Origin of the sequence: Tenacibaculum litoreum (assembly GCF_964513915.1) — a bacterium.
GTDB lineage: Bacteria > Bacteroidota > Bacteroidia > Flavobacteriales > Flavobacteriaceae > Polaribacter > Polaribacter litoreum.
In genome coordinates, this window is sequence record NZ_CAZEQS010000003.1 from 1 (window position 1) to 23,728 (window position 23,728).

26 protein-coding genes are annotated in these 23,728 nt (G+C 30.9%); 15 read left to right on the top strand and 11 right to left on the bottom strand.

What is annotated here, in order from left to right; genetic code table 11:
* The 6 genes from ACKTTR_RS06135 to ACKTTR_RS06160 form a co-directional block, all read left to right on the top strand.
* The coding region (locus tag ACKTTR_RS06135; RefSeq protein ID WP_408027002.1) for a gliding motility-associated C-terminal domain-containing protein at positions 1–1,465 on the top strand (1,465 nt) is incomplete at its 5' end.
* A gap of 43 nt (positions 1,466–1,508) precedes the next feature.
* Entirely contained in the window at positions 1,509–2,429 is a 921-nt protein-coding gene (locus ACKTTR_RS06140; protein ID WP_408027003.1) for a PorP/SprF family type IX secretion system membrane protein, read from the top strand.
* 11 nt (positions 2,430–2,440) lie between these two features.
* Entirely contained in the window at positions 2,441–4,597 is a 2,157-nt protein-coding gene (locus ACKTTR_RS06145; protein ID WP_408027004.1) for an OmpA family protein, read from the top strand.
* A 139-nt stretch (positions 4,598–4,736) separates the two neighbouring features.
* The gene (locus tag ACKTTR_RS06150; RefSeq protein ID WP_408027005.1) at positions 4,737–5,606 is read left to right on the top strand and encodes an OmpA family protein; all 870 of its coding nucleotides are present in this window, start codon (positions 4,737–4,739) and stop codon (positions 5,604–5,606) included.
* Positions 5,607–5,725: 119 nt separating this feature from the next.
* Positions 5,726–5,932, top strand: a complete 207-nt coding sequence (locus ACKTTR_RS06155; protein WP_124591056.1) for a hypothetical protein — start codon at positions 5,726–5,728, stop codon at positions 5,930–5,932.
* 19 nt (positions 5,933–5,951) lie between these two features.
* A complete protein-coding gene (locus ACKTTR_RS06160) occupies positions 5,952–6,587 on the top strand; it encodes a hypothetical protein (RefSeq protein WP_408027006.1) in 636 nt (211 codons plus the stop codon).
* 335 nt (positions 6,588–6,922) lie between these two features.
* Here the strand turns inward: ACKTTR_RS06160 and ACKTTR_RS06165 are convergent, their stop codons facing one another.
* From ACKTTR_RS06165 to ACKTTR_RS06190, 6 genes are all read right to left on the bottom strand, one after another.
* Entirely contained in the window at positions 6,923–8,053 is a 1,131-nt protein-coding gene (locus tag ACKTTR_RS06165) for an energy transducer TonB (RefSeq protein WP_408027007.1), read from the bottom strand.
* Between the two features lie 146 nt (positions 8,054–8,199).
* Positions 8,200–8,862 carry an energy transducer TonB gene (locus ACKTTR_RS06170; protein ID WP_408027008.1) on the bottom strand — a complete coding sequence of 221 codons (663 nt, stop codon included), beginning with the start codon at positions 8,860–8,862 and terminating at the stop codon, positions 8,200–8,202.
* Positions 8,863–8,937: 75 nt separating this feature from the next.
* Positions 8,938–9,606 carry an energy transducer TonB gene (locus ACKTTR_RS06175; RefSeq protein ID WP_408027009.1) on the bottom strand — a complete coding sequence of 223 codons (669 nt, stop codon included), beginning with the start codon at positions 9,604–9,606 and terminating at the stop codon, positions 8,938–8,940.
* 197 nt (positions 9,607–9,803) lie between these two features.
* The gene (locus ACKTTR_RS06180) at positions 9,804–10,733 is read right to left on the bottom strand and encodes a peptidylprolyl isomerase (protein WP_408027010.1); all 930 of its coding nucleotides are present in this window, start codon (positions 10,731–10,733) and stop codon (positions 9,804–9,806) included.
* A 110-nt stretch (positions 10,734–10,843) separates the two neighbouring features.
* Entirely contained in the window at positions 10,844–12,463 is a 1,620-nt protein-coding gene (locus tag ACKTTR_RS06185; protein WP_408027011.1) for a hypothetical protein, read from the bottom strand.
* A 31-nt stretch (positions 12,464–12,494) separates the two neighbouring features.
* Positions 12,495–14,081, bottom strand: a complete 1,587-nt coding sequence (locus ACKTTR_RS06190; RefSeq protein WP_408027012.1) for a peptide chain release factor 3 — start codon at positions 14,079–14,081, stop codon at positions 12,495–12,497.
* Positions 14,082–14,189: 108 nt separating this feature from the next.
* On the opposite strand from ACKTTR_RS06190, the gene idi reads away from it, so the two are divergent.
* From idi to ACKTTR_RS06205, 3 genes are read left to right on the top strand one after another with little or no spacing between them, the layout of a single operon-like run.
* A complete protein-coding gene (idi, locus tag ACKTTR_RS06195) occupies positions 14,190–14,711 on the top strand; it encodes an isopentenyl-diphosphate Delta-isomerase (RefSeq protein WP_408027013.1) in 522 nt (173 codons plus the stop codon).
* A 2-nt stretch (positions 14,712–14,713) separates the two neighbouring features.
* Positions 14,714–15,127 (top strand): 6-pyruvoyl trahydropterin synthase family protein, encoded by a 414-nt coding sequence (locus ACKTTR_RS06200; protein WP_408027014.1) that lies wholly within the window; start codon positions 14,714–14,716, stop codon positions 15,125–15,127.
* 3 nt (positions 15,128–15,130) lie between these two features.
* Positions 15,131–16,102, top strand: a complete 972-nt coding sequence (locus tag ACKTTR_RS06205; protein ID WP_408027015.1) for a type I phosphomannose isomerase catalytic subunit — start codon at positions 15,131–15,133, stop codon at positions 16,100–16,102.
* An 88-nt stretch (positions 16,103–16,190) separates the two neighbouring features.
* Here the strand turns inward: ACKTTR_RS06205 and ACKTTR_RS06210 are convergent, their stop codons facing one another.
* A complete protein-coding gene (locus ACKTTR_RS06210; protein ID WP_408027016.1) occupies positions 16,191–16,544 on the bottom strand; it encodes a hypothetical protein in 354 nt (117 codons plus the stop codon).
* A gap of 487 nt (positions 16,545–17,031) precedes the next feature.
* On the opposite strand from ACKTTR_RS06210, the gene kdsB reads away from it, so the two are divergent.
* The 5 genes from kdsB to ACKTTR_RS06235 all read left to right on the top strand — a co-directional run bounded on the left by kdsB (position 17,032) and on the right by ACKTTR_RS06235 (position 19,693).
* The gene (gene kdsB / locus ACKTTR_RS06215; protein WP_408027017.1) at positions 17,032–17,766 is read left to right on the top strand and encodes a 3-deoxy-manno-octulosonate cytidylyltransferase; all 735 of its coding nucleotides are present in this window, start codon (positions 17,032–17,034) and stop codon (positions 17,764–17,766) included.
* Positions 17,759–18,445: an HAD family hydrolase gene (locus ACKTTR_RS06220; RefSeq protein ID WP_408027018.1), complete on the top strand. Its 687-nt coding sequence runs from the start codon at positions 17,759–17,761 to the stop codon at positions 18,443–18,445. The genes kdsB and ACKTTR_RS06220 overlap by 8 nt, the downstream gene beginning before the upstream one ends.
* Complete coding sequence (locus tag ACKTTR_RS06225; protein WP_408027019.1) at positions 18,446–19,072, top strand: CatA-like O-acetyltransferase; 627 nt, start codon at positions 18,446–18,448, stop codon at positions 19,070–19,072.
* 22 nt (positions 19,073–19,094) lie between these two features.
* Positions 19,095–19,361 (top strand): hypothetical protein, encoded by a 267-nt coding sequence (locus ACKTTR_RS06230; protein ID WP_408027020.1) that lies wholly within the window; start codon positions 19,095–19,097, stop codon positions 19,359–19,361.
* 134 nt (positions 19,362–19,495) lie between these two features.
* On the top strand, positions 19,496–19,693 hold the full coding sequence (locus tag ACKTTR_RS06235) for a hypothetical protein (RefSeq protein WP_047789135.1): 198 nt from the start codon (positions 19,496–19,498) through the stop codon (positions 19,691–19,693).
* Positions 19,694–19,722: 29 nt separating this feature from the next.
* Here ACKTTR_RS06235 and ACKTTR_RS06240 read toward each other — a convergent pair whose 3' ends face one another.
* From ACKTTR_RS06240 to ACKTTR_RS06255, 4 genes are all read right to left on the bottom strand, one after another.
* Complete coding sequence (locus tag ACKTTR_RS06240; RefSeq protein ID WP_408027021.1) at positions 19,723–20,184, bottom strand: hypothetical protein; 462 nt, start codon at positions 20,182–20,184, stop codon at positions 19,723–19,725.
* Complete coding sequence (locus ACKTTR_RS06245) at positions 20,184–20,720, bottom strand: hypothetical protein (protein ID WP_408027022.1); 537 nt, start codon at positions 20,718–20,720, stop codon at positions 20,184–20,186. Before ACKTTR_RS06245 ends, ACKTTR_RS06240 begins: the two co-directional genes overlap by 1 nt.
* A gap of 33 nt (positions 20,721–20,753) precedes the next feature.
* Positions 20,754–21,299, bottom strand: a complete 546-nt coding sequence (locus ACKTTR_RS06250) for an RNA polymerase sigma factor (RefSeq protein ID WP_408027023.1) — start codon at positions 21,297–21,299, stop codon at positions 20,754–20,756.
* A 64-nt stretch (positions 21,300–21,363) separates the two neighbouring features.
* Positions 21,364–22,806 (bottom strand): nicotinate-nucleotide adenylyltransferase, encoded by a 1,443-nt coding sequence (locus ACKTTR_RS06255; protein ID WP_099216260.1) that lies wholly within the window; start codon positions 22,804–22,806, stop codon positions 21,364–21,366.
* 81 nt (positions 22,807–22,887) lie between these two features.
* Here ACKTTR_RS06255 and ACKTTR_RS06260 point away from each other — a divergent pair, with 81 nt between their 5' ends.
* The gene (locus ACKTTR_RS06260) at positions 22,888–23,664 is read left to right on the top strand and encodes an MBL fold metallo-hydrolase (RefSeq protein ID WP_408027024.1); all 777 of its coding nucleotides are present in this window, start codon (positions 22,888–22,890) and stop codon (positions 23,662–23,664) included.
* Positions 23,665–23,728 lie beyond the last annotated feature (64 nt).

Genomic DNA, 23,728 nt, shown 5'->3' on the forward strand with positions numbered 1-23,728 from the left:
AGTAGGGAATGCTACCTATTACGCAGAGTATAACGATGGTACTTGTACTAGTTTAACAAGAACATCTGTAGTTTTAACTATAACAGGAGCACCAAATGCAGGAACCAACGGAACGTTAACAATCTGTGAAGGAACAACAGTTACAGAGGCACAGTTATTTGCATCTTTAGGAGGTACACCAGATAACAATGGAAGTTGGTCACCAGTTTTAGCTGGAGGAGGAACTTATACCTATACGGTACCAGCAACAAACTCATGTACAACAGATGCAATATCAGAGGTAGTAGTAACAGAAGAAGCAGCTCCTTCAGCACCAATTATATCAGTTGAAAGAGCTACATGTTCAACACCAGGTAGAGCTGTAATTAGTAATTACGATTCAAGTTTAACCTATATTTTCAACGATTCTACATTAAATGTTGATGAAAATGGTGTTATTAGCGGATATGTTTTTGGAATTACCTATACGGTAAGTGCAAGTGGTAGTTGTGCAAGAGGATCTTCTGAAGATTTTGTAGTGAATGGTAGATTATCAGGAGAAGATTGTGTAGATACAGATAATGATGGTATACCAGATGCCATAGACGTAGATGATGATAATGATGGTATCCCAGATGTAGATGAAGGAGATGGTGCAGTAGATACAGATAATGATGGGGTTCCAGACTCATTAGATTTAGATTCAGATAACGATGGTATTAATGACGTGATAGAAGGAGGAGATGGAGATTTAGACACCAACGGAGATGGTGTTATAGACTCTAATGATTCAGGGTATACAGATGCTAATGGAGATGGACAGGCTGATGATTCAGTAGATAATGATGAAGAACCAGATACAGATGGAGATGGTATTCCTGATTATCAAGATTTAGATAGTGATGATGATGGAATTAATGATGTAGTAGAAGGAGGGAATTCTGATGAAGATGGAGATGGTCAAGTAGACAATCCTTCTGAAGATACAGATGGAGATGGTATAGCTGATAGTGTGGATGGGTTAGATGGTCATGGAGATGCAAACTCTCCAGATAATGATACAGATCCAACTGATCCTAATAGTGGAGGAAATGGCATAGTAGATGATAGTGGAATAGATTCTGATGGAGATGGTATTTCAGATAGTGTAGATGGATTAGACGGCTTTGGTGATGCTATTGATGAAGATACTTGTGTAAAAGTTAATAATCTTATGAGTCCTAATGGAGATTCTGCAAATAACTATTTACATATTGATTGTATTGAGAACTTCCCTAGTAATACTATTGAAATTTTTAATAGATGGGGTAACACGGTATATAGAGCAAAAGGATATAATAATAGTAGTATTGTGTTCAGGGGAATTTCTGAAGGAAGAGCAAATATAAATGTAGGTGATAAATTGCCAGTTGGAACATACTTCTATATTTTAGACCTTGGAAATGGAAGTAAAGTTAAAAAAGGCTGGATTTACATTAATAGATAATCTAGATTTATAAAAAAGACTGATGAATAAAAGTTTTAATCAAATGAAATTATATTTAAGTTTAATCTTAATATGTGCAATGAGTATCTGTTTAACGACAGATATTCATGCACAACAAGATCCTCAGTATACTCAGTATATGTATAATACCATGAATGTGAATCCAGCTTATGCAGGATCAAGAGGGCATACAGTAATTACTGCCCTAGGTAGAATGCAATGGGTAGGTTTTGAAGGAGCTCCTAATACTCAAAATTTATCATATGATACTCCTTTAGGGTACTCAGGGTTAGGGTTAGGAATTAACTTAATGAATGACCAAGTAGGTCCTTCTAGTGAAATATATTTAGATGCTAATGTTTCTTATAATATTCAAACCGGAGAAGAAGGAAATTTAGCTTTTGGTTTACGCTTAGGAGGTAGGCTGTTAAATATAGATTGGTCAAAAGGAACATATAAAGATGATGAAGTAGTTTTTCAAGATAATATCAATAAGTTCTTACCAACAGTTGGAGCAGGTATTTATTATCACCAACCACAGTGGTATGTCGGATTATCAGTACCAAATATTTTAAGAATGGAGCATTACGATGCCGATACTCCAGGAGAAGTAGCTGTAGAAAGAATGCACTTTTTCTTAATAGCAGGGTATGTTTTTGATATAAACGAAGATTTAAAATTTAAACCAGCTGCTTTATTAAAAGGAGTTTCAGGAGCTCCGCTATCATTAGATATCTCAGCAAATTTATTGTTTAATGAAAAATTTAGAGTTGGAGCTTCATGGAGATGGGATGATTCTGTAAGCGCACTTTTAGGTTTTCAAGCAACAGACTCTTTGCTTATTGGATATTCATATGATTTAACAACATCAAACTATAATGTAACAAATTCGGGAACACACGAAATTATGTTACAGTATGAAATATTTAAAGATATTAGATATAGGTCCCCAAGATTCTTCTAAAAAAGGAAAAAATGAATTTTAAAAAATTACTAGCGTTAGCAGCATTGTTAATGTTGGCTGTAAATGGTTTTGGTCAAAGTAGAAAAGTAGCAGATCGTTATTTTGAAGAGTTTTCTTATGTTCAATCAGCCAAATTATATAAAGATTTAGTATTAATTAAAGGAGATAGTTCACAACATGTATTAAGTAGGTTAGCAGAATCTTACTATAATAATTCAGATACTAAAGAAGCAGAAGTTTGGTACCAAAAACTTATTTCTAATTTTAACGAAAAGGTTGAAGGAAAACATTTATTTAAATATGCTCAAGCTTTAAGGAGTAATGGGAAATATAAAAAATCAGACTCAATATTTTTAACATTAGCTCAAGCTCAAAAAAGTAGCCTAAATGAAGAACTCAAGAAAGATAGTTATTTATCAGATTACAACAGTCAAGAAAAAAGGATAGGAGTAAGAAATTTAGCAATAAATACCCCATACTCAGATTTTGGAGGTTTCTTATTGAATGGAAAATCATATTTTACATCCTCTGTACCTAATGATTCAAAAAGACAAAAAATATATAAATGGAATAACCAACCATTCTTAAATATTTACAAGGCAGAAGAGGATATACAAACATTAGAAGGTAGTAAACAAGATACTATCTTAGTTTTAGGTAACGTTCAAAAGCTTGGAGAACCAATAGCTTCTGAACTTCATGAATCTACACCTATCTTTACAAAAGATGGAAAAACTATTTATTTTACAAGAAATAATTCAGAAGGAAAGAGAGCCAGAAGTAGTAAGAAAAATACATCTAACTTAAAAATTTATAAAGCTAGTTATGTGAATGGTTATTGGGTTAATGTTAAAGAGTTACCATTTAATAATGATGAGTATTCCTCGGGACATCCAGCCTTAAGTCCAGATGAAAAAACATTATATTTTGTTTCTAATATGCCTGGAGGATATGGACAATCTGATATTTATAAGGTAGAAATAAAAGGTAAAGACGAGTACGGAAAGCCTGTAAATTTAGGAAGTAATGTGAATACATCCGAGAAAGAAGTTTTTCCTTATGTAGGAAATGATAATGTACTATATTTCTCATCAAATGGACATTTAGGTTTAGGTCTTCTTGATATTTTTCAGGCAAAGATTAATGACGATGGTACATTGTCTTCACCAGAAAATTTAGGACATCCATTTAATAGTAAAAAGGATGACTTTTCGTTTTTTATAAGTAAAAATGGAAAAAGAGGTTTCTTCTCGTCAAATAGAGAAAAGGGAAAAGGAGATGATGATATTTACAGTTTCTTTATTTATACAGATCCACCAGTTTGTACACAAATAGTTAGAGGAGTAATAAAAAACAATAAAACAAATGCTCCAGTTGATGCTGTTGTTGTAAAACTAATTAATAATAAAAAAGAAATTATAGCAGAAACAATCTCTGATGATTCAGGTAACTATACTTTTAAAGATGTACCATGTAATAATACCTATACAGTTACAGCAACTAAATTAGACCATAGATCGGGTAGAAGCGTTGTATCAACCAATAGTAAAAGAAATAATGAAGTTACAACAAACATAAAATTAACACCGCTAATTATAGGAAACCAAATAGTAATAAAACCTATTTATTTTGATTATGATAAATCTGTTATTAGAGAGGATGCCGAATATGAGTTAGAAAATATTGTAACAGTAATGACAAACCACCCAGAGTTAGTGATTAAAATAGAATCACATACAGATAGTCGTGGTCGTAAAGATTATAATAGAATCTTGTCTGATAAAAGAGCAAAATCTACTAGAGATTATATTTTATCAAGAGGTATTGCAAGTAATAGAATTGAAAGTGCTATAGGTTACGGAGAAGATAAACCATTAAATGATTGTGTAGACGGAAAAAGTTGTACTGAAGAAGAGTACCAATTAAACAGACGTTCATATTTTTATATTATAAAAGGAAGTGAATCTATAGAAATACGACAAGAACAAGAAAAAAGAAGAGTAAGGAAAAGAATAGCTACTAAAAAAAGTAATTTTTTAGAGTTTTTAAGTAAGAATTTAAAGAGGTCAGGACGAAGTTTAAGACCTGAGAATAATAAGTGTTTTAAAGGAAAAGAAGAAGATTGTGATAAAATAGATAAAGAAGTAAAAGTGAATTATAGAAATTAAGATTCTTACATAAATAACAGTAATGTTATCAAGTTAAAAAACTCCTTTTTTAAAAGGAGTTTTTTATTTCTACTAGTATAATATTATGGGAAAAATTAAGTTATAAGGTTACATTAACTTATTATCATTATTATTAATTATGAAAAAACTATTTATTCCTTTGGCGTTATTGGCTTTAACAATGACGTCTTGTGTGTCAAAAAAGAAGTATGTTGAGTTAGAACAGAAGTACAATGATACAAGAGGAAATTTACAAAAGACAACTCTAGAAAAGGAGCAGCTTGAAGCTAAGTTTGCTAAAATTGAGAAGAGAGTTGATGATTACAATGAAAAAATTAATTCATTAAAAAGTGTAAATGAATCACTCCATGAAGAAAATAACGTTAAGTTAGACATGGTTGGAAAATCAGCTGTAATTTCTAATTCTGTAAAAGAAAAAATGAGGGAAACGCTTAAAAATGTTGATCCAACTGAGTTAGCTAATGCTAAAACGTTAAAGGATTCAATGAATGTAGCGATTGCTCATAACCTTAAAAAATCAATAAATACATCAGAGTTAGAAAACGATGAAGATGTAAATATTGATATTGATCAAACGGTTGTAATGATTTCTGTTTCAGATAAAATGTTATTCAATACAGCAAGTTACAGAGTTAAAAAGAATGCACATAAACTAATAAAAAAATTAGCAGATGTAATTAACTCTGAGCCAAGTATGGATGTAATGATTGAAGGACATACTGATTCAAGACCAATTCGAAATGAAGTTGTTGAGGACAACTGGGACTTAAGTGTAAAAAGAGCAACGTCTATTGTTAGACTTTTAGAGAAAAAATATAAGGTTGATCCAAGCAGATTGATAGCTTCGGGAAGAGGTAGCTCAGTACCACTTGTAGAAAATAGTTCAGCTGCTAATAGAGCTAGAAACAGAAGAACTAGAATTGTAATTTTACCAAATTTAGATAAGTTCTTTGGTTTATTAGCTGAGGAAGAAAGTATCAAACCTTAATCATTTTTAAAAAAATAAAAAACCAGCATCTTGCTGGTTTTTTACTTAAATAGCTATACATCATAGTGACTTTGTAGCAATTTAAGTGTCTTAGTATATATTAACCTATTAATTAAATTATGAAAAAACTATTGATTTTAACATTCGGAATTCTTTTTATGATTTCTTGTACAGATAAAAAGAAAGAACAAGAAGAAAAACAGAAAATTGAAGCAGCTATTAAAAAAATAGACTCTATTGAAAACGAAGTAAAAGCTGGTATAGATAAATTAAATGAAGCAACTAAGAAGCTTGAAGAACAGTTGCAAGAAATAGATAGTATATAAACTAAAAAACTTAATCATTATGAAAAACATAAAACTAATAGTATCAATCGTAATGCTTTTTGCCTTTATAGGAACTCAGCAAACATTTGCACAAGGAAAGGGTAAAGGAAAAGAAAAAAATGTAGAGGTTAAGCAAAAAGGAAAAGAGAAAGCAAAAGAAGTAAAAGAAGAACTTGAGCAAGAAGTTGATAAGACAAAAGAAAAAGGGAAAGACAAAGCTCAAGAAATGAAGAAGGAAAAACAGTTGAAAGAAAAGAAAGATAAAAAGCAGAAAAAATCTGAAGTAAATAAAGAGAACAAAGGAAAAGGTAATGCTTATGGTCGAGATAAGAATGGAATGAGTGGAAGAGAGTTTGGAAAAATGAGATCAAATGAAGCTAAACAAAGAGTTGAAGAGCAAGAAAAAAACATCCGTGATAGTGAAGGTGTTTTAAATAGAGGAAGAGAAAAGGTAAAAAAAGCTCAAGAGAGAATAAAAGAAGCTAAAGAGAATAAGGAAATTTCAGAAGAAGAAGCTAAAGAAAAGGAAGAAGTAGTACGTAAAGCTAATGAAAGGCTTAGTGAACTTGATAAAAAGATTCAAGAGCAAAAAGAGAAAATCAGAAAAGACAAAGAAGCTTTAAAGAAAATATTATTTCCAGAAGAGAAGAAGTAATTATTAGATTAGAGTAATAAAAAAGAAAGAGGTAGTATTTAATTAAATACTGCCTCTTTTCTGTTTTAAAAGGATAATACAATAGAAGATTAATTAGGTGTAGAAGTTTGTTTATTATACGTCATAAACTGGGTTAAAAACTAAAGCATGTATCATTTACATATTAATGAAGCAGTAGGTATATCAATCAATATAGTACTCTAATCTGTATTGGTTTTTGAAATTATTAAGTACTGTACTTTGGAAAAAAAGTATATTAACTAGTCTATATAAAAATAAAAAAGCTTCTAAATTTAATTAGAAGCTTTTTTATATATAAACACTTTTAAGAGTTTTTATTCATGTAATTTAAAGTTAACAGGAATGTAGTATTCAACATTTGCTGTTTTACCATTATGTTCTCCTGGAACAAATTTAGGTAGTTTAGAAACCATTCTCTTAGCTTCTTGCTCTAATAATTGACCATTTTCAGGACCTTTCATTTTAATATTAGTCACTTCTCCTTTTTTGTCAATTATGAAGCGTACCCAAACTCTACCTTCAATGTTTTGTTGAGCTGCAGCAGCTGGGTAGTTAAAGTTTCTTTGAATATGGCTAACCATTCTTTCATTAAAACATGTTAATTTTTGCATATCAGGAACCTTTGTACAAGCTTTAAACTGAGGAATACTTTGTACCTCCACAAACTTTACAAAGTCAGTAATAACTTTTTCCTTTTTAACAACATTAGAAGTTTTCTTAGCAACAACCTTTTTCGTAGCTTTTGATGAATTACTATTATTATTAGTTGCTCCAGATGATTTAAACGTAATAGGTACTCCGTATTTTACCTTAACAGTTCTACCGTTGTGCTTTCCTGGAATAAATTTTGGAAGATCATTAATGATTCTTTCAGCTTCTTTTTCTAAAGACTCACCACCTTTAGGTCCACGCATTAAAATATCTTCAACATTTCCTTGCTCGTTTATAGTAAATTGTACTAAAACCCTACCTTGTATTCCTGCATCAATAGCATCTTGAGGATAGTTGAAGTTTTTAATTATATGTTTAGTCATATTAGTTTCAAAACACTTTGCCTGCTTAATTAAAGGAACGTTGTTACACTTGCTAAACAAAGGAATTTCTTCTACTAAATTAAAAGGTACTTTCTCTATTGTAGAAGAATTATCTTCTAGTTCAAGCTTACCAATTAATAAAGATTTCTTTTTAATGTCAGCTACCTTTTGTGAAGAATTAATACCTCCAATAGCAGAAACTGCTTCTTTGTTCTTACGAACAACACGTCTTCTGGTAGAGACTTCAATAGATAGTTGTTTTTTTGCACCATTTTCGGTGTCTTCAATTGCACATTTTGTTATACTGTTAGGATCTGCGATTTGCTCATCTGGAGTAGTACATACTTCCTGTCCTACAGCCGCTAAAGAAAGTAGCATGGCGGCTACTACTGAGGGGAATTTTTTAATCATTGTGCTCTATTTTTAAGTGTTTGGTAAAGTTAATTAATCGTTAACTAACGCCGTAAATATAAATAAAAAATAGAATATAACAAATTTATTATGTTATTCAGTTTTATAAAGAGCTATTTAACGGGAAAAATAAATAAAATTAATTTTTATGGAACTCTAAAAATTATAGGTAAAGCGTATTTTACATTAACAAAATTTCCTTTATGGCTACCAGGAATAAATTTAGGAAGAGCATCAATTAATCTATGAGCTTCCTTTTTTAAAAGCTCACTATTTTCAGGCCCTTTTTTCTTTATGTCAACAACATTTCCTTTCTTATCAATAGTAAATTGTACTAGAATTTTACCTTCAATCTTTTTTCGTAAAGCTTCCTTTGGATAATCAAAATTTCTAACAATGTGTTTTATCATTTCTTTTTCAAAACATTTTGACTGTTGCAGAATGGGAGTTTTTTTACACTCATTAAACAAAGGAATTTGTTCAACTAAATGAAAAGGAACTTTATCTAGAGAAGTTAAAATATCTTCTTTCAGATTTAGTTTTTCAACAAGAGAATTTTTACTTTTTATTTCCTCTACTTTATTTGATTTTGTTGAAATGGCATTCGCTTTTCTAAGTTTACGATGCCTTTTTCTTGTCGAAATTTCTTTAACTTTTTCAGTTTCCAGAGCTTCTTTTACATCTTCTATAGAGCATTTAGTAATACTAATAGTATTTAAATCTTGGATATTTTCATTTGGAGTTTCACATTTTTCTTGAGCAAAAGAAAATGATATTGAAAATAAAAAAAAGGTAAAGATATGTTTCATTTGTGTGTGTTAAAGAGGAATTTTTTAAGAAGCACGAAAATAAAATTATCTGAAAACCTAGATAAACATCTTATATTAATTTAAGATTAAATTTATAGGAAAAGAGTAGGTAACATCTACAGGAATTCCTTTTTCCTTACCTGATTCTAACTGAGGAAGTTTGTTGATAATTCGGTTAATTTCACTAGTAATAATTTTGCTAGGTTTAGAGCTAACAACTTGAATGTTTTTTGGATTACCGTAAATATCTATAGTAAATTGGATTAAAATTCTACCATGTATACCTTCTTCTGAAAAGACTTCAGGGAAATAATTTTTTAAAAAATGTTTTTGCATATTGTCTTTAAAACATTTTTTTGCTTTTTCGTTAGAGCTATTTTTACATTTAGGAAATAAAGGAACTTGTTCAACAACAGAAAATAAAACTTCTTTAGTTTGAGATTCTAAAGAGTTTTTTATAGATATATCATTGTTTGTTGTAATAATAGAAACTTCAGAAGAAGCATTTAAGCTTGATTGACTTTTTTGAGGTGTTTTTCTTATTTTTTTTATTCTATTTCTGGTAATTAATATTTTTGTAGTTCTTTCTCTTGGATTTTGTTTTTCATTAACAACATCGCATTTTTTCACACTTATGATATTTAAATCAATAGCATTATCTTCTGGTGTAGTACATACTTCTTGAGCTTTTATTGTAATAGAAGAGAAAAGAAGAGATGTTAAAAAAAGTAAAGTTGTTTTCATAGGACTTAAGAGCTTGTTTGGTGATGTAAAAATCACTCTTTTTTATTCTTTTGCTCTTAAGTAATTATGATAAATCTATTAAGTAATATGTTCTTTAATGTTATGAATATTAATTAAATATTAAGGGGTGTTAGAATATAAATAAAGCCTCCATAAACTATGAAGGCTTTATTGACTATATAATATGTTGTAAATTATTATTTTACATTCATTAACTCAACATCAAAGATTAAAGTTGCGTTTGGAGGAATTACACCACCAGCACCTTGTGCACCATATGCTAAGTCAGAAGGAATTACTAAACGAGCTTTATCACCCACTTTTAATAACTGAATACCTTCATCCCAACCAGGAATTACTTGACCTACGCCAATAGCAAAATCGATAGGTTGTTTACGTTTGTAAGAAGAATCAAATACAGTTCCATCTAATAACTGACCTTTATAGTGAACAGAAACCATAGCCCCTTTAGTAGCTTGTTTTCCATCTCCGTTTTGTAAGATCTTATAACGTAAACCACTTGGAGTTTCATCGTATCCAGCAGCTACTTGATCTAATAACTCCTTTTGTTTAGCTTTTGCTTCAGCTTCACGTTTTTCACGAGCTCCTTCAAAAGTTCTAAAAGCTTCTACAGCATTAAAAGCTTCAGCTGCATCACCAACACGGATAATCTCTACATCCATAGTATCGTCTTGAGCAATAGCATCAACAACGTCTTGTCCTTCAATAACACTACCAAAAACAGTATGTTTACCGTCTAACCAAGGAGTAGCAACATGTGTAATGAAAAATTGAGAACCGTTGGTTCCAGGTCCTGCGTTTGCCATAGATAATTTTCCTGGTGCGTCGTGTTTTAATTCAGGGTGAATTTCGTCATCAAATTTGTAACCTGGGTTTCCTGTTCCTGTTCCTTGAGGGCAACCACCTTGAATCATAAAATCAGCAATTACACGGTGGAATTTTAATCCATTATAATAAGGAGTTCCCTGTGGTTTTGCTGAGTTTTCTAAATTTCCTTCTGCTAAAGCAACAAAGTTACCTACAGTTCCAGGAGTTTTTTCGTATTCTAAGTTTACTAAAATATCACCTTTTGGAGTGGTGAACTTTGCATAAATTCCGTTATCCATTTTTCTCTTGTTTATTTATATATGTATGATTCCAGTGTCCAAAATTTAAGGGAAAAAAGAATCTTTTTATTAAAATAGCTAAATCATTGTTTTTCTTAGCAATGACAAAGTTAGTTTTTTACTGATAAAGTTGAAAGGTTAAAGCTTAAACCTATGTTAATATTGTTTGAATTAACATTCCCAAAAGGAGAATAGTATCTACCTCCAGATGCAATTATAGAAACTTGATTTACTATATCATAACTTAAACCAAACGTAGGGCGAATTATAATTCCTTCGTCAGTATCTACACCAGCACCTCCACCAGCACCAACCATAATTTCTATAAAACCACGCATTTTATTGTTAAAAAAACGAGGACTGTAAATACCTCCACCTACTAATCCGTGAGCATAACCACCTGAACGACCATCATAGGCAAAACCTGCTTCACCAGCAATATATAGCGAATGATTTAAATCATAGTTAACTTTAAAACCAATTAATTGTAAATCAATTTCAGTAGCGTCGTAAACATCATCAGTTTTTGCAACATCAAAATAACTTTGGTTTTGCACTTCAAAACGTAACCCTTTTGTACTATAAGTACTGTTTTCTTCGGAAGATGTTCCGCCATTTAATCCGAAGTATTTTAAACCAAACCCGAAAGTATACGCTTCTAAATCACCAGCAATGGCACGATAATATCCGCCATGACCACTAATGGCAATGTTTTTAAATAGTTTTAAGTCAATTCCTGCGGAAGGGTAGATCATCAATCCGCCTTCAGGAGCTACACGACCACCAGCAGCACCAATACCTAATTTCCCGAAGATATTAATGTATTTTGATTGATATGGGTGATATCCAGCACCTACAAATAAATCCATAAAACCGGCACGTAAACCTTTGTAAATAGCATCGGTATGTGCAAATAAAAAGGTGTTTTCGTTCAAGTATTTTTGATATTCAAACCCAAGTACATACAGTATTTCATTTAAATCATCACCATTGTCTTTTTTTGAACTTCCGATAGGTTTAAAAAAATCAAAACGGATTTGTTGTGCATTTTTAACAGCGGGTTTATTCCAAAAACTATCTGGAGACAAATTTTCAGCTACAAATTCTTGATGAGCTTTGTTATAATCAGTAAAACGTAAAATACTTGGTATTTCTACAAAGAAAGAAACGGAGTTACTTTTTATTTCTCCTGATAAAAAGTTTACGTGGCTGTATTGTATTCCAAAAGAATAATCATTCTTCTTGTATTGTAATCCGATATTAGGGTTGATAAAACCGCCGTCGTTTACCAGGTAGCGATACCCGCCACCGCCACCAAAGTGGAAGTTAGCATCAATATATAAGTTTTTGTATAGTTTTTTATTAATTCCTAACTCAGCACCTAAGGTAAATAATCCTCCTTGATCTCCGGTTACAGCGAAATGAAATCCAGCACCACCGTACAACCAATCATTAATAGGAATTTGATAATGTAAACCAGTTAATCCCATCGTTGGTTTTAAGTCAGGGAACTTATCCGAAGGCATTTCAACAGGAATAAAATTCAAACGAACCTTATTGTGTAACTCTTTTCCTTGTAAACTCGATAAATTCTCTTGACTGTAGATTGTAAGAGAAGAAAGAAGAGAGAAGAGAATAAAGATGTATATGTCATTACGAACGTAGTGAAGTAATTTCTTTAAGAAGATTACTTTGTTTCTCGTAAAGACAATATAATTTTTGTTTTCCATAATCAAATAGGTGGTTAACGCCAGTTATTGGCTAAAACTCACTAGTGAAATGTAATTTAACCGTTGGATATTTACTTTGAGTCATTTGAATAGTAAATGGTGAATCGGCTAAAAACACTAGTTGACCTTGCTTGTCTTTAGCTAAATAACGTTGCTTAACACGTTTGAACTCTTTAAACTCTTCGTTTTTAGGGTCTTCTGGTTCAACCCAACAAGCTTTGTGTACAGCAATATTTTCATATGAACATTTAGCACCATATTCATGCTCTAAACGGTATTGAATTACCTCATACTGTAGGGCTCCAACGGTACCTATAATTCTTCGATTGTTCATTTCTAAGGTAAATAACTGTGCAACCCCTTCATCCATCAATTGGTCTAAACCTTTGTAAAGTTGTTTAGCCTTCATTGGGTCAGCATTATTTACATAACGGAAATGTTCTGGAGAGAAACTAGGAATTCCTTTAAAGTTTAATTGTTCTCCTTCGGTTAAAGTATCTCCAATTTTGAAGTTTCCTGTGTCGTGTAAACCAACGATGTCTCCCGGGAAAGATTCTTCTACAATCTCTTTCTTTTCTGCAAAAAAGGCATTCGGACTAGAGAATTTTACTTTTTTACCGTTACGAACGTGTAGATAAGGAGTATTTCTTTTAAAAGTTCCTGATACAATCTTTACGAAAGCCAAACGATCACGGTGTTTAGGATCCATGTTAGCATGAATCTTAAATACAAATCCAGTTAGTTTTTCTTCTTTAGAATCTACTAAACGTTCTTCAGCTTGTTTTGGTTGTGGATTTGGAGCAATATCAATAAAGCAATCTAATAATTCCTTTACACCAAAGTTATTTAAAGCTGAACCAAAAAATACAGGTTGTAAGTCTCCATTAACATAAGCTTCTTGGTCAAAGTCAGGGTAAACTTCATTTACTAACTCCAACTCCTCACGAAGTGTATTTGCTGAATTTTCTCCAACAATTTTATCTAGTTCAGGATTATCTATATCATCAAATTCAACACCTTCTGAGATGGTTTGTTTATTGTCTCCAGAAAAAATATTTAATTTCTTTTCCCAAATGTTATAAATTCCTTTAAAATCGTATCCCATTCCGATAGGAAAACTTAATGGAGTTACTTTTAAGCCTAGTTTTTGCTCAACTTCATCTAATAAATCAAATGCGTCTTTACCTTCACGGTCTAACTTGTTAATAAAAACAATCATAGGGATTTTTCGCATACGACAAACCTCTACTAATTTTTCGGTTTGTTCCTCAACCCCTTTTGCAACATCAATCACTACAATAACACTATCGACTGCAGTTAACGTTCTAAAGGTATCTTCGGCAAAGTCTTTGTGACCAGGTGTATCTAGAATATTTATTTTTTTGTCTTTATAAATGAAAGCTAATACAGAAGTGGCAACAGAGATACCACGTTGGCGCTCAATTTCCATAAAATCGGAAGTAGCTCCTTTTTTAATTTTATTATTCTTTACCGCACCAGCTTCTTGAATTGCTCCACCAAAAAGTAATAACTTTTCAGTTAGGGTAGTTTTACCAGCATCGGGGTGTGATATAATTCCGAATGTACGCCTCTTCTGTATTTCTTCTAAAAAACTCATCTATAAATTTTAAGGTTGCAAAGATACATTTTAAAGCGAACTGTTCAAAAGGTTTTAATTGTTGAACTGGTCTCAATTTCGTAAGTTTGCTTTTCGTAAATTTTCTAGATGAAAGAACAAGTAATTTTAGTTGATCAGCAAGACAATCCGATAGGGTTAATGGAAAAAATTGAAGCACATGAAAAAGCTTTGTTGCACAGAGCTTTCTCGGTATTTGTTTTTAATGATAAAAATGAATTGATGCTACAACAACGTGCTGCTGAAAAATACCATTCTCCTTTATTATGGACAAATACTTGTTGTTCGCATCAGAGAGATGGAGAGTCGAATATTGGAGCTGGGAAACGTAGATTACAAGAAGAAATGGGGTTTTCATGTGAGTTGGAAGAAGTATTTTCTTTTATTTATAAAGCACCATTTGATAATGGCTTAACAGAACATGAATACGACCATGTAATGATTGGTAGATTTAACGACGAACCTATTATAAACCCTGAGGAAGTAGCTTCGTATAAATGGATGCCTTTAGAGGAGGTGAAAAACGATATAGAAAATCATCCAGAAAAGTATACAGCTTGGTTTAAAATAATTTTTAAAGAATCTTACGATAAAATATCTAAGTATATTTAATTATGCCTAAAGTAACAGTTCATAGAAAAGCACATTTTAATGCAGCCCATAGATTATTTAATCCTAAATGGTCTGATGAGAAAAATTACGAAGTTTTTGGTAAATGTAGTAATCCCAATTACCATGGTCATAATTATGAACTAATTGTTTCATTAACTGGTGAAATAGACCAAGAAACAGGATATGTATATGATCTTGGTAAGTTAAAAGACTTAATTAAGTTGAAAGTAGAAGACGCTTTGGATCATAAAAACTTAAATATTGAAGTTGAGGAGTTTAAGAATGTTAATCCTACAGTAGAAAATATATCGGTGGTAATTTATAACAAGTTACGTGTAAGTATTCCAGAAAAACTAGACTTAGAAGTTACATTATACGAAACACCAAGAAACTACGTAACTTATAGAGGTGCATAATCTATGATAAACCAATTACTACGATTTACTCCAATTTTAAAACAAAAAATTTGGGGAGGAAAAAAACTTAACCAATTACTTCATAAAAATTCAGATGGATCCAATATAGGAGAGAGCTGGGAAATTTCTGATGTTGATGGAGATGAATCAATCGTTAGTAATGGTAATCTTAAAGGAAGAACATTAAGAAGCCTTTTAAAAGAGTATAAGCACAATTTAGTAGGTAACTATGTATATAAAACTTTTGGAGAACAGTTTCCATTATTAATAAAATTCATAGACGCTAAAGAGGTTTTAAGTATTCAAGTACATCCTGATGATGACTTGGCAGGGCTCCAAGAATCTTTTGGAAAGACAGAGATGTGGTATGTAATGCAAGCTGATAGTGAAGCTAACATTATCATAGGATTCAAAGAAAACTCAAGTAAAGAAGAATACATACAGCACCTCAATAACAAAACTCTCTTAAGTATTTTAAATGTAGATAAAGTATCTAAAGGAGATGTTTATTTTGTGCCACCAGGAAGAGTACACGCTATTGGTGCTGGCTTATTGATTGCAGAAATTCAGCAAACCTCAGATATAACTTATCGTATTTATGATTGGGATAGGAAAGATATAGATGGTAATTATCGAGAACTTCATACAGAAAAGGCATTAGAAGCTATTGATTTCTCAGCGAAGAATTCCTACAAAACAACTTATAAGAAACAAAAGAATGTAGCAAATCAAGTAGTTACATGTCCTTATTTTACAACTAATATACTCCCAGTAGAAGGAAAGAAAGAAATTGATTTATCTAAAAAAGATTGTTTTGTAATTTACATGTGTGTAGAAGGAGAGGTAACATTCTTTTATGAAAGTCAACAAGAAGTTGTAAGAAAAGGAGAAACAATTTTGATACCAGCATGTATTGATAAAGTGGAAATTTTATCAAAAAAATCTTCAGAACTATTAGAAACGTGTGTAAAATAAGCTTAAGAGAAAAACCTCCTAAGCTTATAACAAACCAAACTAACTTAACGATTGCTTAATCGATAGTAAAATCAATTTATAGGAATAATTAAGATGCTTTTTTAATTGTATAGCCAAAAGTAGCTGTACATATAATATTTTGTTTCTTTTCTTCTTTTTTAGATACTGTTATATTGAAAATAATCTCAGTATCACTCAATTTTTTAATATTGTTTTTGATAACAAGCTTATCATTAAGGTATGCGTTGCCTAACAGATCAAACTCGATACTGTTAAAGCTAAAATTAGAAGAGTCTGGATAAAAGCCTAAAGAAGTATTCGCGCTAGATTCAATTTTATCGTATAAAACTGAAGTTTTTAACACTTTATTTTTGCTAACCTGCTTTTTGTTAACTATAAATTGATTTGGCTGATTGTTTGATGTGATATTTAATGTTTTCATGATAATTTTAAGGATTAAGTATTAGTAATTCAGGATCTCTGTAAAATGGATTTTGTACTGAGTACATTACAGTTGAGGCTACATGTTTTCTAATTGAGTTTCGATACTTAAAAGTGTTCATAATGTTAGAATTTAAAATATTAGTAAATAAAAAAGGTGCTTTTCTAGAAAAGCACCTTTGGTTAAATTTATATTAAAATTGATTATTTAAAATCGATGTTTAAATCTGTTTTTTGGGGTACTTTTAGTTACATATACATATTGTTTATGCATGCGGGCATTACACATAATCGAGTTGATTGTGTTAAAAATAAACGTGTATGTGCCTAAAAGCGCCTTCATAATGATTCAAAAGTAGTAAAAGTTTTCAATAATTAAACAAAATCAAAAAGTATTTAATGTTAAAGTTTTATCAATGTGAACTTTATAGGTTTTTACAATAGTAGTTTAAATATGTATCTTTGATACATAAACACTCGTATTATTTATGAAGATAATAGCAATGATTCCTGCACGTTATAGTGCATCACGTTTTCCAGGGAAATTGATGAAAGATTTAGGAGGAAAATCTGTGATTGTAAGAACTTATGAAGCAGCAGTAAAGGCAAACCTTTTTGATGAGGTATATGTGGTAACCGATTCCGAAGTAATATACAATTCTATAGAGAAGGTAGGAGGAAAGGTGTTAATGAGTAAAAAGGAGCATGAATGTGGTTCTGATAGAATAGCAGAAGCAGTTGAAAATTTAGATGTAGATATTGTGGTAAATGTACAAGGAGATGAGCCATTTATCGATACGGTTTCCTTATCAAAATTAATTAAAGTCTTTAAATCAGATTCTCAAAAGGAAATTGATTTAGCATCACTAAAAGTAAAAATGACGAATGAGGAAGATATTCAAAACCCAAATAACGTAAAGGTAATTACTGATGCAAATGATTTTGCTATTTACTTTTCAAGAAGTGTAATTCCTTATCATCGAGATAAAGAGGTAACTGTTAACTACTATAAGCATAAAGGAGTTTATGCTTTTAGAAAAGAAGCGTTAATTGATTTTTATCATACGCCTATGACACCAATAGAGGCTGCTGAAAAAATTGAATGTATTCGTTACTTAGAAGTAGGAAAAAAAATAAAAATGATAGAAACTTCAGTAGAGAGTATTGGTATTGATACTCCTGAAGATTTAGAAAAAGCTATAAAACAACTAGAAAATGAATAATATTAAAATAATATCTTTTGACGCAGATGATACACTTTGGGTAAACGAGACTTATTTTCGTGATGCTGAAGATGATTTTGCTCGATTGTTGTCTGATTATGAAACAGAGAATAAAATCCATCAAGAATTATTTAAAAAGGAGATAGAAAACCTTAAGATTTATGGCTATGGAGTAAAAGGTTTTATGTTGTCAATGGTTGAATGTGCTCTCGAAATTTCTAATTATAAAATCAGCCCTAAAAAAATGGAAGCAATTCTTGAAATAGGAAAAGATATGTTAGAAAAACCCATAGAGTTATTAGATGGGGTAGAAGAGGTGTTGCAAGAACTACACGGAAAATATAAGTTAATTGTAGCAACAAAAGGAGATTTGTTAGATCAAGAGCGTAAGTTGGCTAAATCAGGAATTTTAAAATATTTTCATCATACAGAAGTGATGAGCGAGAAAAAGAAAGCTGATTATAAAAAATTAGTAAAACGTTTAGATATTAATCCTTCAGAGTTTTTAATGATTGGAAACTCATTAAAATCAGATGTCTTGCCATTAATAGAAATAGGGGCAACTGCAGTTCATGTTCCGTTTCATACAACATGGGCACACGAAGAGGTTAATGAAGAACAAAAATCAGATGCTTACAAAACAGTATCTAATATTACAGATGTGTTAAAGTTTTTATAGATGAAATATCTAGATATTGAAAGTTGGAACAGAAAAGAACTTTTTAAACACTTTAGAACTTTAGAAGACCCTACTTTTGGTCTAGTTGCAGATGTGGATGTATCTAAGGCTTATCAATCAGCAAAAGATAAAAACCAATCCTTTTTTATTAGATATTTTCACGCATGTATGAAAGCTATAAACGCTGTTGAAAATTTTAAATATAGAATTGAAGAGGATAAAGTGACAGTTTATGATGTAATTAATGCATCAACAACAGTTGCAAGAGTAGACACAACATTTGGCTTTTCTTATTTTGATTACTCAGAAGATTTTGAAATTTTTAATCAAAATTACATAGAAGAAAAAGAGCGAATACAAAATTCTACTAACTTATTACCTCCAAGGTATTCTTTAGGATGTATACACTCTTCAGCGATTCCTTGGGTAAGTTTTACAGGTCATAAAGAACCTTTTTCAGGGAATAAAAACGATAGCGTACCTCAATTGGCTTTTGGTAAAATAAAGCAGCAAAAGGAAAAAATATTAATGCCTGTAGCGATAAATGTAAACCATGTTTTGGTAGATGGATATCATGTAGGGCAGTTTTTTGAAAAATTTCAACAAGAATTAGATAAAATCGATTAATTTTGCATCAAAATTTATAATTATGGCAAGCATAAAAAATTTAAAGAAAGATATTAACTATACATTAGGAGACATTATTAGTATTTGTCAAATAACTAGAGAGTTAAACCCTGAAGCTGATAAAGCAAAAGCAAATGCTATTGTAGATGAAGTTATTGTAACTTTTGATGATTTAATTGCAAAGGTGAATGCAAAAAATGTTGAAGATAAAAAGGCTCACTATAAATCAGTAAGCGCTGAGTTAGAGTCAAGAGCAAACGCTTTAATAGAAAAAGTAAATAGTTTATAAATACTATAAATTATATGTTTAAAAAGCGAGACGTATTCAAGTCTCGCTTTTTTTTTGATAAATTTTAACACCAACATTGGAATAAATTTTCGTAAATTACGTTCAGTATTTAATAACAGATAACCCCAATAAATATGGCAAGAGCTATGTACGAGTACACGAAAACTGTACTTCAAAAGGTTAGTTTTAACGCTGATTTATTTTGTAAAGAGCTTGAAAAAGCTTTAGGTAGATTACTACCTTATGAAATAGATGAACTAACTATTTGGCTAAAACAATTTACGGCTAATAAACCAGATTTATATGTTTGTTTAGCCTTAGTCGATAAGTAAAAAAAAGGAAGCTTAAAAGCTTCCTTTTTTTATTTTCGATGTTTTCTTTTTTCACCTTTTAGCTTTTTTATAAGCTTTCGGTGAAATTCGTGTTCAGCCACCTCCAAGGTGAGGATTTTTTTATCTGATAAAAAGGTAGAAAGTTTGTCATAAAAATTAGTTTTAGTTTTATATTGTTCTTTTGAAACAGACTTAATTTTATTGACAATTTCTTTAGATTCTTTATCGGTTAAGCTATCAATTCCTCCACAACTAAGTATCTTCTTTTTTATACTGTAGCGTTCTGCTTTATGAAGTTCAATCATTTTTTTGTCGTATACATTGTATAGTGGCCAAAATTTATCGGCTTCTTCTTCTGTTAAGTTTAACTTTTCAGAAAGAAAAGCAACCTTAAAAGCTTTAATTTTTTCATAATTTCCCTTCCTTGTTTGTGCTTGAACAGAAAAGATGGATGTGAAAGCTATAAATAATATAAGTAAATATTTCTTCATCATTGTTCTATTTCGTTTATAAGTGTTGGCGTATCAATAGAGTTTAAGTAGTCTTCTAGTGTTTCATCACTAATAGTGGCCAATATATCTTCGTCTAGTTCAGAAGTGTTTAATGTTGCTGCAAGTTCGCTGTTATCAATGTCACCATATCCATTTTCATACCAAGATTCTATATCAGTAATAGTAATATCTTCAAAAGTAATTTTTTGAGTATTAAAATAATTAATACCAATAAAAAGTAAAACTGAAGCCGCAGCTGCTACAGGAATATATTGTAGAATTCTTTTACGTAAAGAAATTACTTTAGTTTCTGTAGTTTGTTCTGTTTCTAATTTTGATTGTATTTGAGCTTCAATCTTGTCAAAATAATCATAAGGAGTGTTGAATGCTTTCTTTTTAGGTAAACTATCTATAAAAATGGAAGTGTTAATCCTTTCTTCAATTTCTTCAAAATAGTTTTGAGGAACTGAAAAACCACAATTTTTACCAGCTTTTTGGTTTATAAAATTTATAGTATGTTTTAATTTTTCATTCATTACTCTAGTAAGACTCTTCTTTTTGTAAAAGGTTTAATTGTAGTTCTTTATAAAATGTTCTATTTTTTTTGCAGCTATATGATACGAGGCTTTTAAAGCACCAACTGATGTGTCAAGAATCTCAGAAATTTCCTCATATTTCATTTCATCAAAGTACTTCATATTAAAGACTAATTGTTGTTTTTGAGGCAATGTAGCAATTGCTTTTTGTAAAATAAGCTGAATTTCATCGCCTGAAAACCAATAATCACTATCTAGAGTAGAAGTGATTTGTAGTTGATAATCGGAAATATGAATGTTTTTTTCTTTAGCTTTTTTATTGATGAAGGTTATAGCTTCGTTAGTTGCTATTCGGTACATCCAAGAAAATAGTTTGCTATCTCTTTTAAACTGATTAATATTTTTGTAAACCTTTATAAAGGTGTTTTGTAAAACATCATCAGAATCTTCATGAGAAATTACAATCTTTCGTATATGCCAATACAATCGCTCTTTATATTGCGATACTAGGCTTTTAAAAGCAACCTCTTTGGTAGTAGATTGCTGTAATTGATCTATAAGTGTAATTTCGTCAATCAACTAAAAACTATTTAGCTGTTAGACTTTAAAGATAATAAAAGGTTTAAAAAGAAGTGTAAAAAGGTTACTTAATTCTTTTTGTGCATCCAAATAAACGTTTTTCCTTGATAGTTTCAGAAACCCCTTTAGGAAGCATTTCTTCCCATCCTTCTTCTCCATTTTTTATCTTCTTTAAAACTTTTCTTGAGAAAATATGTAAAATATTAGGATTGAAATCTTTAATATCAATTAAACGACCATTGTTTTTAAAGAACTTATAAAGTTCTTTCATTCTAGGGTGTACTTTTAGATTTTCACTAGTTATATACTCTCCTGTTTCCTCATTTTTATAAGGATACATGTATACTTTTAAGTCTCTGTAGAAAAGTTTACCAAAAGCTTCTAAAATACCACCACTTAAATCACGGTAGTATTTTTCATCAAAAATCTGAATCAAGTTGTAAACTCCCATAGCAAGTCCCATACGTTCTTTAGTATATTCACTAAAGTATTCTACTAGCTTGAAGTACTCTTGATAGTTGGTTATCATAACATTTTGACCAAGAGAACATAAAAGTTCGGCTCTATCTAAAAAGTCACGTTCATTAATTTCTCCTTCAGCACGAAGGTTACTCAAGGTAATCTCAAAAATAATTTTTGTCTTTTTCGGGTCTACCTTATTCTCGTCAAAGAATAGTTGCTTAGCACGTTCAAACATATCCATGTTTACCTTGGTAACAGGTCTGTAGCTACCACGAAGTGCTAATATATTCTTTTTGTAAAGTACTTGTGCTGGTAATAAGTTGTTCCCATCAGGGCCAAACATTACAGCATTAGTCATCCCATTTTTAACAAGTTGTAAACTCATTAAACGATTATCAACATACATAAAGCGAGGACCAGAGAAGTTAATCATATCAATCTCTAAACGGTCTTTATCAATGTTGTCGTAAAAAGACTTTAATAAGTCTTTTGGATTGTCATTTAAGTAGTATGCTCCATAAATTAAGTTTACACCTAAAACACCTAACGTTTCTTGTTGCTGACGAGCATCAGTTTCTTTAAAACGGAGGTGTAAAACAATTTCGTTGTAATCTTCTAATGGATCTAATTGAAAACGAATACCAACCCAACCATGACCTTTGAATTTCTTGGTAAAGTTAATGGTTGCTACTGTGTTAGCATAACTAAAAAATAATTTATCAGGATGCTTTTGACGATCAAGACGCTCCTCAATTAAATCCATTTCATGCTTTAGCATCTTTTTTAATCGAGGTTCAGTAACATAACGATTGTCTTTTTCAACTCCATAAATGGCATCAGAAAAATCTTTATCGTAAGCACTCATAGCTTTTGCTATTGTACCAGAAGCTCCACCGGCTCTAAAAAAATTACGAACAGTTTCTTGACCAGCTCCAATCTCTGCAAAAGTTCCATATATATGAGCGTTTAAGTTAATCTTTAACGATTTCATTTTGGTAGTTGGTACAGTACTTATCTTTTGATCTCCTTTTAACGTAATTGCCATTTCGTTGTTTTTTGTTACGTAGTACAAATGTACTGAAATTACAAACGAACAGACAATTTTTGTTGTATTTTTGTGGTGAAAATGAAGAAAAAAAATCAAGTAAAAATAACTTTTTTAGGAACAGGAACTTCTACTGGAGTTCCAATGATTACAAGTAAACATCCTGTAGCTTTATCTAAAAACCCGAAAGACAAAAGATTACGATCTTCAGTGTTAGTTTCATGGAATGATATTAATTATGTGATTGATTGTGGACCAGATTTTCGTCAGCAAATGATGCGTGAAGAAGTGGCATCAATCAACGGGATTTTATTTACCCATGAACATGCAGATCATATAGCTGGTTTAGATGAAATACGTCCGTACTGCTTTCAAATAGGACCAGTACCCATATATTTAACAAAAAGAGTACTAGGTATTTTACAAAAAAGATACGATTATATTTTTGCAACAGAAAATCGATATCCAAGTGCACCAAGTGTGGCTCCAACTATTATTTCACATAAAGAAAGTTTTGAGTTAGAGGGGGTAGAGGTAACTCCCATTGAAGTAATGCACGGTGATTTACCAATTCTCGGATACCGTTTTAATAATGTAGCATATATAACCGATATTAAAACTATTTCAGAAGAAGAGAAAGAAAAGCTAAAAAACCTTGATGTTTTAGTTGTGACAGGTTTGCGAAGAGAACCTCATAACACACATTTTAACTTAGAAGAATCGTTAAGTTTTATAGAAGAGATTAAACCAAAGAAAGCATATTTAACGCATATTAGTGAGCTTCTAGGATTACATGATGAGGTTGAAAAAGAGTTGCCTAAAAACGTGTTCTTGGCTTATGACGGGTTACAGGTTTAGTATTAAAAAAATCAATACTACAATCAATATAAATTACCTGAAGTAATTGATGATTTTAAAATAG

Bases quoted from the DNA above. Each gene is read 5' to 3' on its own strand.
- ACKTTR_RS06140 (WP_408027003.1), top strand. From the start codon at position 1,509: ATGAAATTATATTTAAGTTTAATCTTAATATGTGCAATGAGTATCTGT.
- ACKTTR_RS06145 (WP_408027004.1), top strand. From the start codon at position 2,441: ATGAATTTTAAAAAATTACTAGCGTTAGCAGCATTGTTAATGTTGGCT.
- ACKTTR_RS06150 (WP_408027005.1), top strand. From the start codon at position 4,737: ATGAAAAAACTATTTATTCCTTTGGCGTTATTGGCTTTAACAATGACG.
- ACKTTR_RS06155 (WP_124591056.1), top strand. From the start codon at position 5,726: ATGAAAAAACTATTGATTTTAACATTCGGAATTCTTTTTATGATTTCT.
- ACKTTR_RS06160 (WP_408027006.1), top strand. From the start codon at position 5,952: ATGAAAAACATAAAACTAATAGTATCAATCGTAATGCTTTTTGCCTTT.
- ACKTTR_RS06165 (WP_408027007.1), bottom strand. From the start codon at position 8,053: ATGATTAAAAAATTCCCCTCAGTAGTAGCCGCCATGCTACTTTCTTTA.
- ACKTTR_RS06170 (WP_408027008.1), bottom strand. From the start codon at position 8,862: ATGAAACATATCTTTACCTTTTTTTTATTTTCAATATCATTTTCTTTT.
- ACKTTR_RS06175 (WP_408027009.1), bottom strand. From the start codon at position 9,606: ATGAAAACAACTTTACTTTTTTTAACATCTCTTCTTTTCTCTTCTATT.
- ACKTTR_RS06180 (WP_408027010.1), bottom strand. From the start codon at position 10,733: ATGGATAACGGAATTTATGCAAAGTTCACCACTCCAAAAGGTGATATT.
- ACKTTR_RS06185 (WP_408027011.1), bottom strand. From the start codon at position 12,463: ATGGAAAACAAAAATTATATTGTCTTTACGAGAAACAAAGTAATCTTC.
- ACKTTR_RS06190 (WP_408027012.1), bottom strand. From the start codon at position 14,081: ATGAGTTTTTTAGAAGAAATACAGAAGAGGCGTACATTCGGAATTATA.
- idi (WP_408027013.1), top strand. From the start codon at position 14,190: ATGAAAGAACAAGTAATTTTAGTTGATCAGCAAGACAATCCGATAGGG.
- ACKTTR_RS06200 (WP_408027014.1), top strand. From the start codon at position 14,714: ATGCCTAAAGTAACAGTTCATAGAAAAGCACATTTTAATGCAGCCCAT.
- ACKTTR_RS06205 (WP_408027015.1), top strand. From the start codon at position 15,131: ATGATAAACCAATTACTACGATTTACTCCAATTTTAAAACAAAAAATT.
- ACKTTR_RS06210 (WP_408027016.1), bottom strand. From the start codon at position 16,544: ATGAAAACATTAAATATCACATCAAACAATCAGCCAAATCAATTTATA.
- kdsB (WP_408027017.1), top strand. From the start codon at position 17,032: ATGAAGATAATAGCAATGATTCCTGCACGTTATAGTGCATCACGTTTT.
- ACKTTR_RS06220 (WP_408027018.1), top strand. From the start codon at position 17,759: ATGAATAATATTAAAATAATATCTTTTGACGCAGATGATACACTTTGG.
- ACKTTR_RS06225 (WP_408027019.1), top strand. From the start codon at position 18,446: ATGAAATATCTAGATATTGAAAGTTGGAACAGAAAAGAACTTTTTAAA.
- ACKTTR_RS06230 (WP_408027020.1), top strand. From the start codon at position 19,095: ATGGCAAGCATAAAAAATTTAAAGAAAGATATTAACTATACATTAGGA.
- ACKTTR_RS06235 (WP_047789135.1), top strand. From the start codon at position 19,496: ATGGCAAGAGCTATGTACGAGTACACGAAAACTGTACTTCAAAAGGTT.
- ACKTTR_RS06240 (WP_408027021.1), bottom strand. From the start codon at position 20,184: ATGAAGAAATATTTACTTATATTATTTATAGCTTTCACATCCATCTTT.
- ACKTTR_RS06245 (WP_408027022.1), bottom strand. From the start codon at position 20,720: ATGAATGAAAAATTAAAACATACTATAAATTTTATAAACCAAAAAGCT.
- ACKTTR_RS06255 (WP_099216260.1), bottom strand. From the start codon at position 22,806: ATGGCAATTACGTTAAAAGGAGATCAAAAGATAAGTACTGTACCAACT.
- ACKTTR_RS06260 (WP_408027024.1), top strand. From the start codon at position 22,888: ATGAAGAAAAAAAATCAAGTAAAAATAACTTTTTTAGGAACAGGAACT.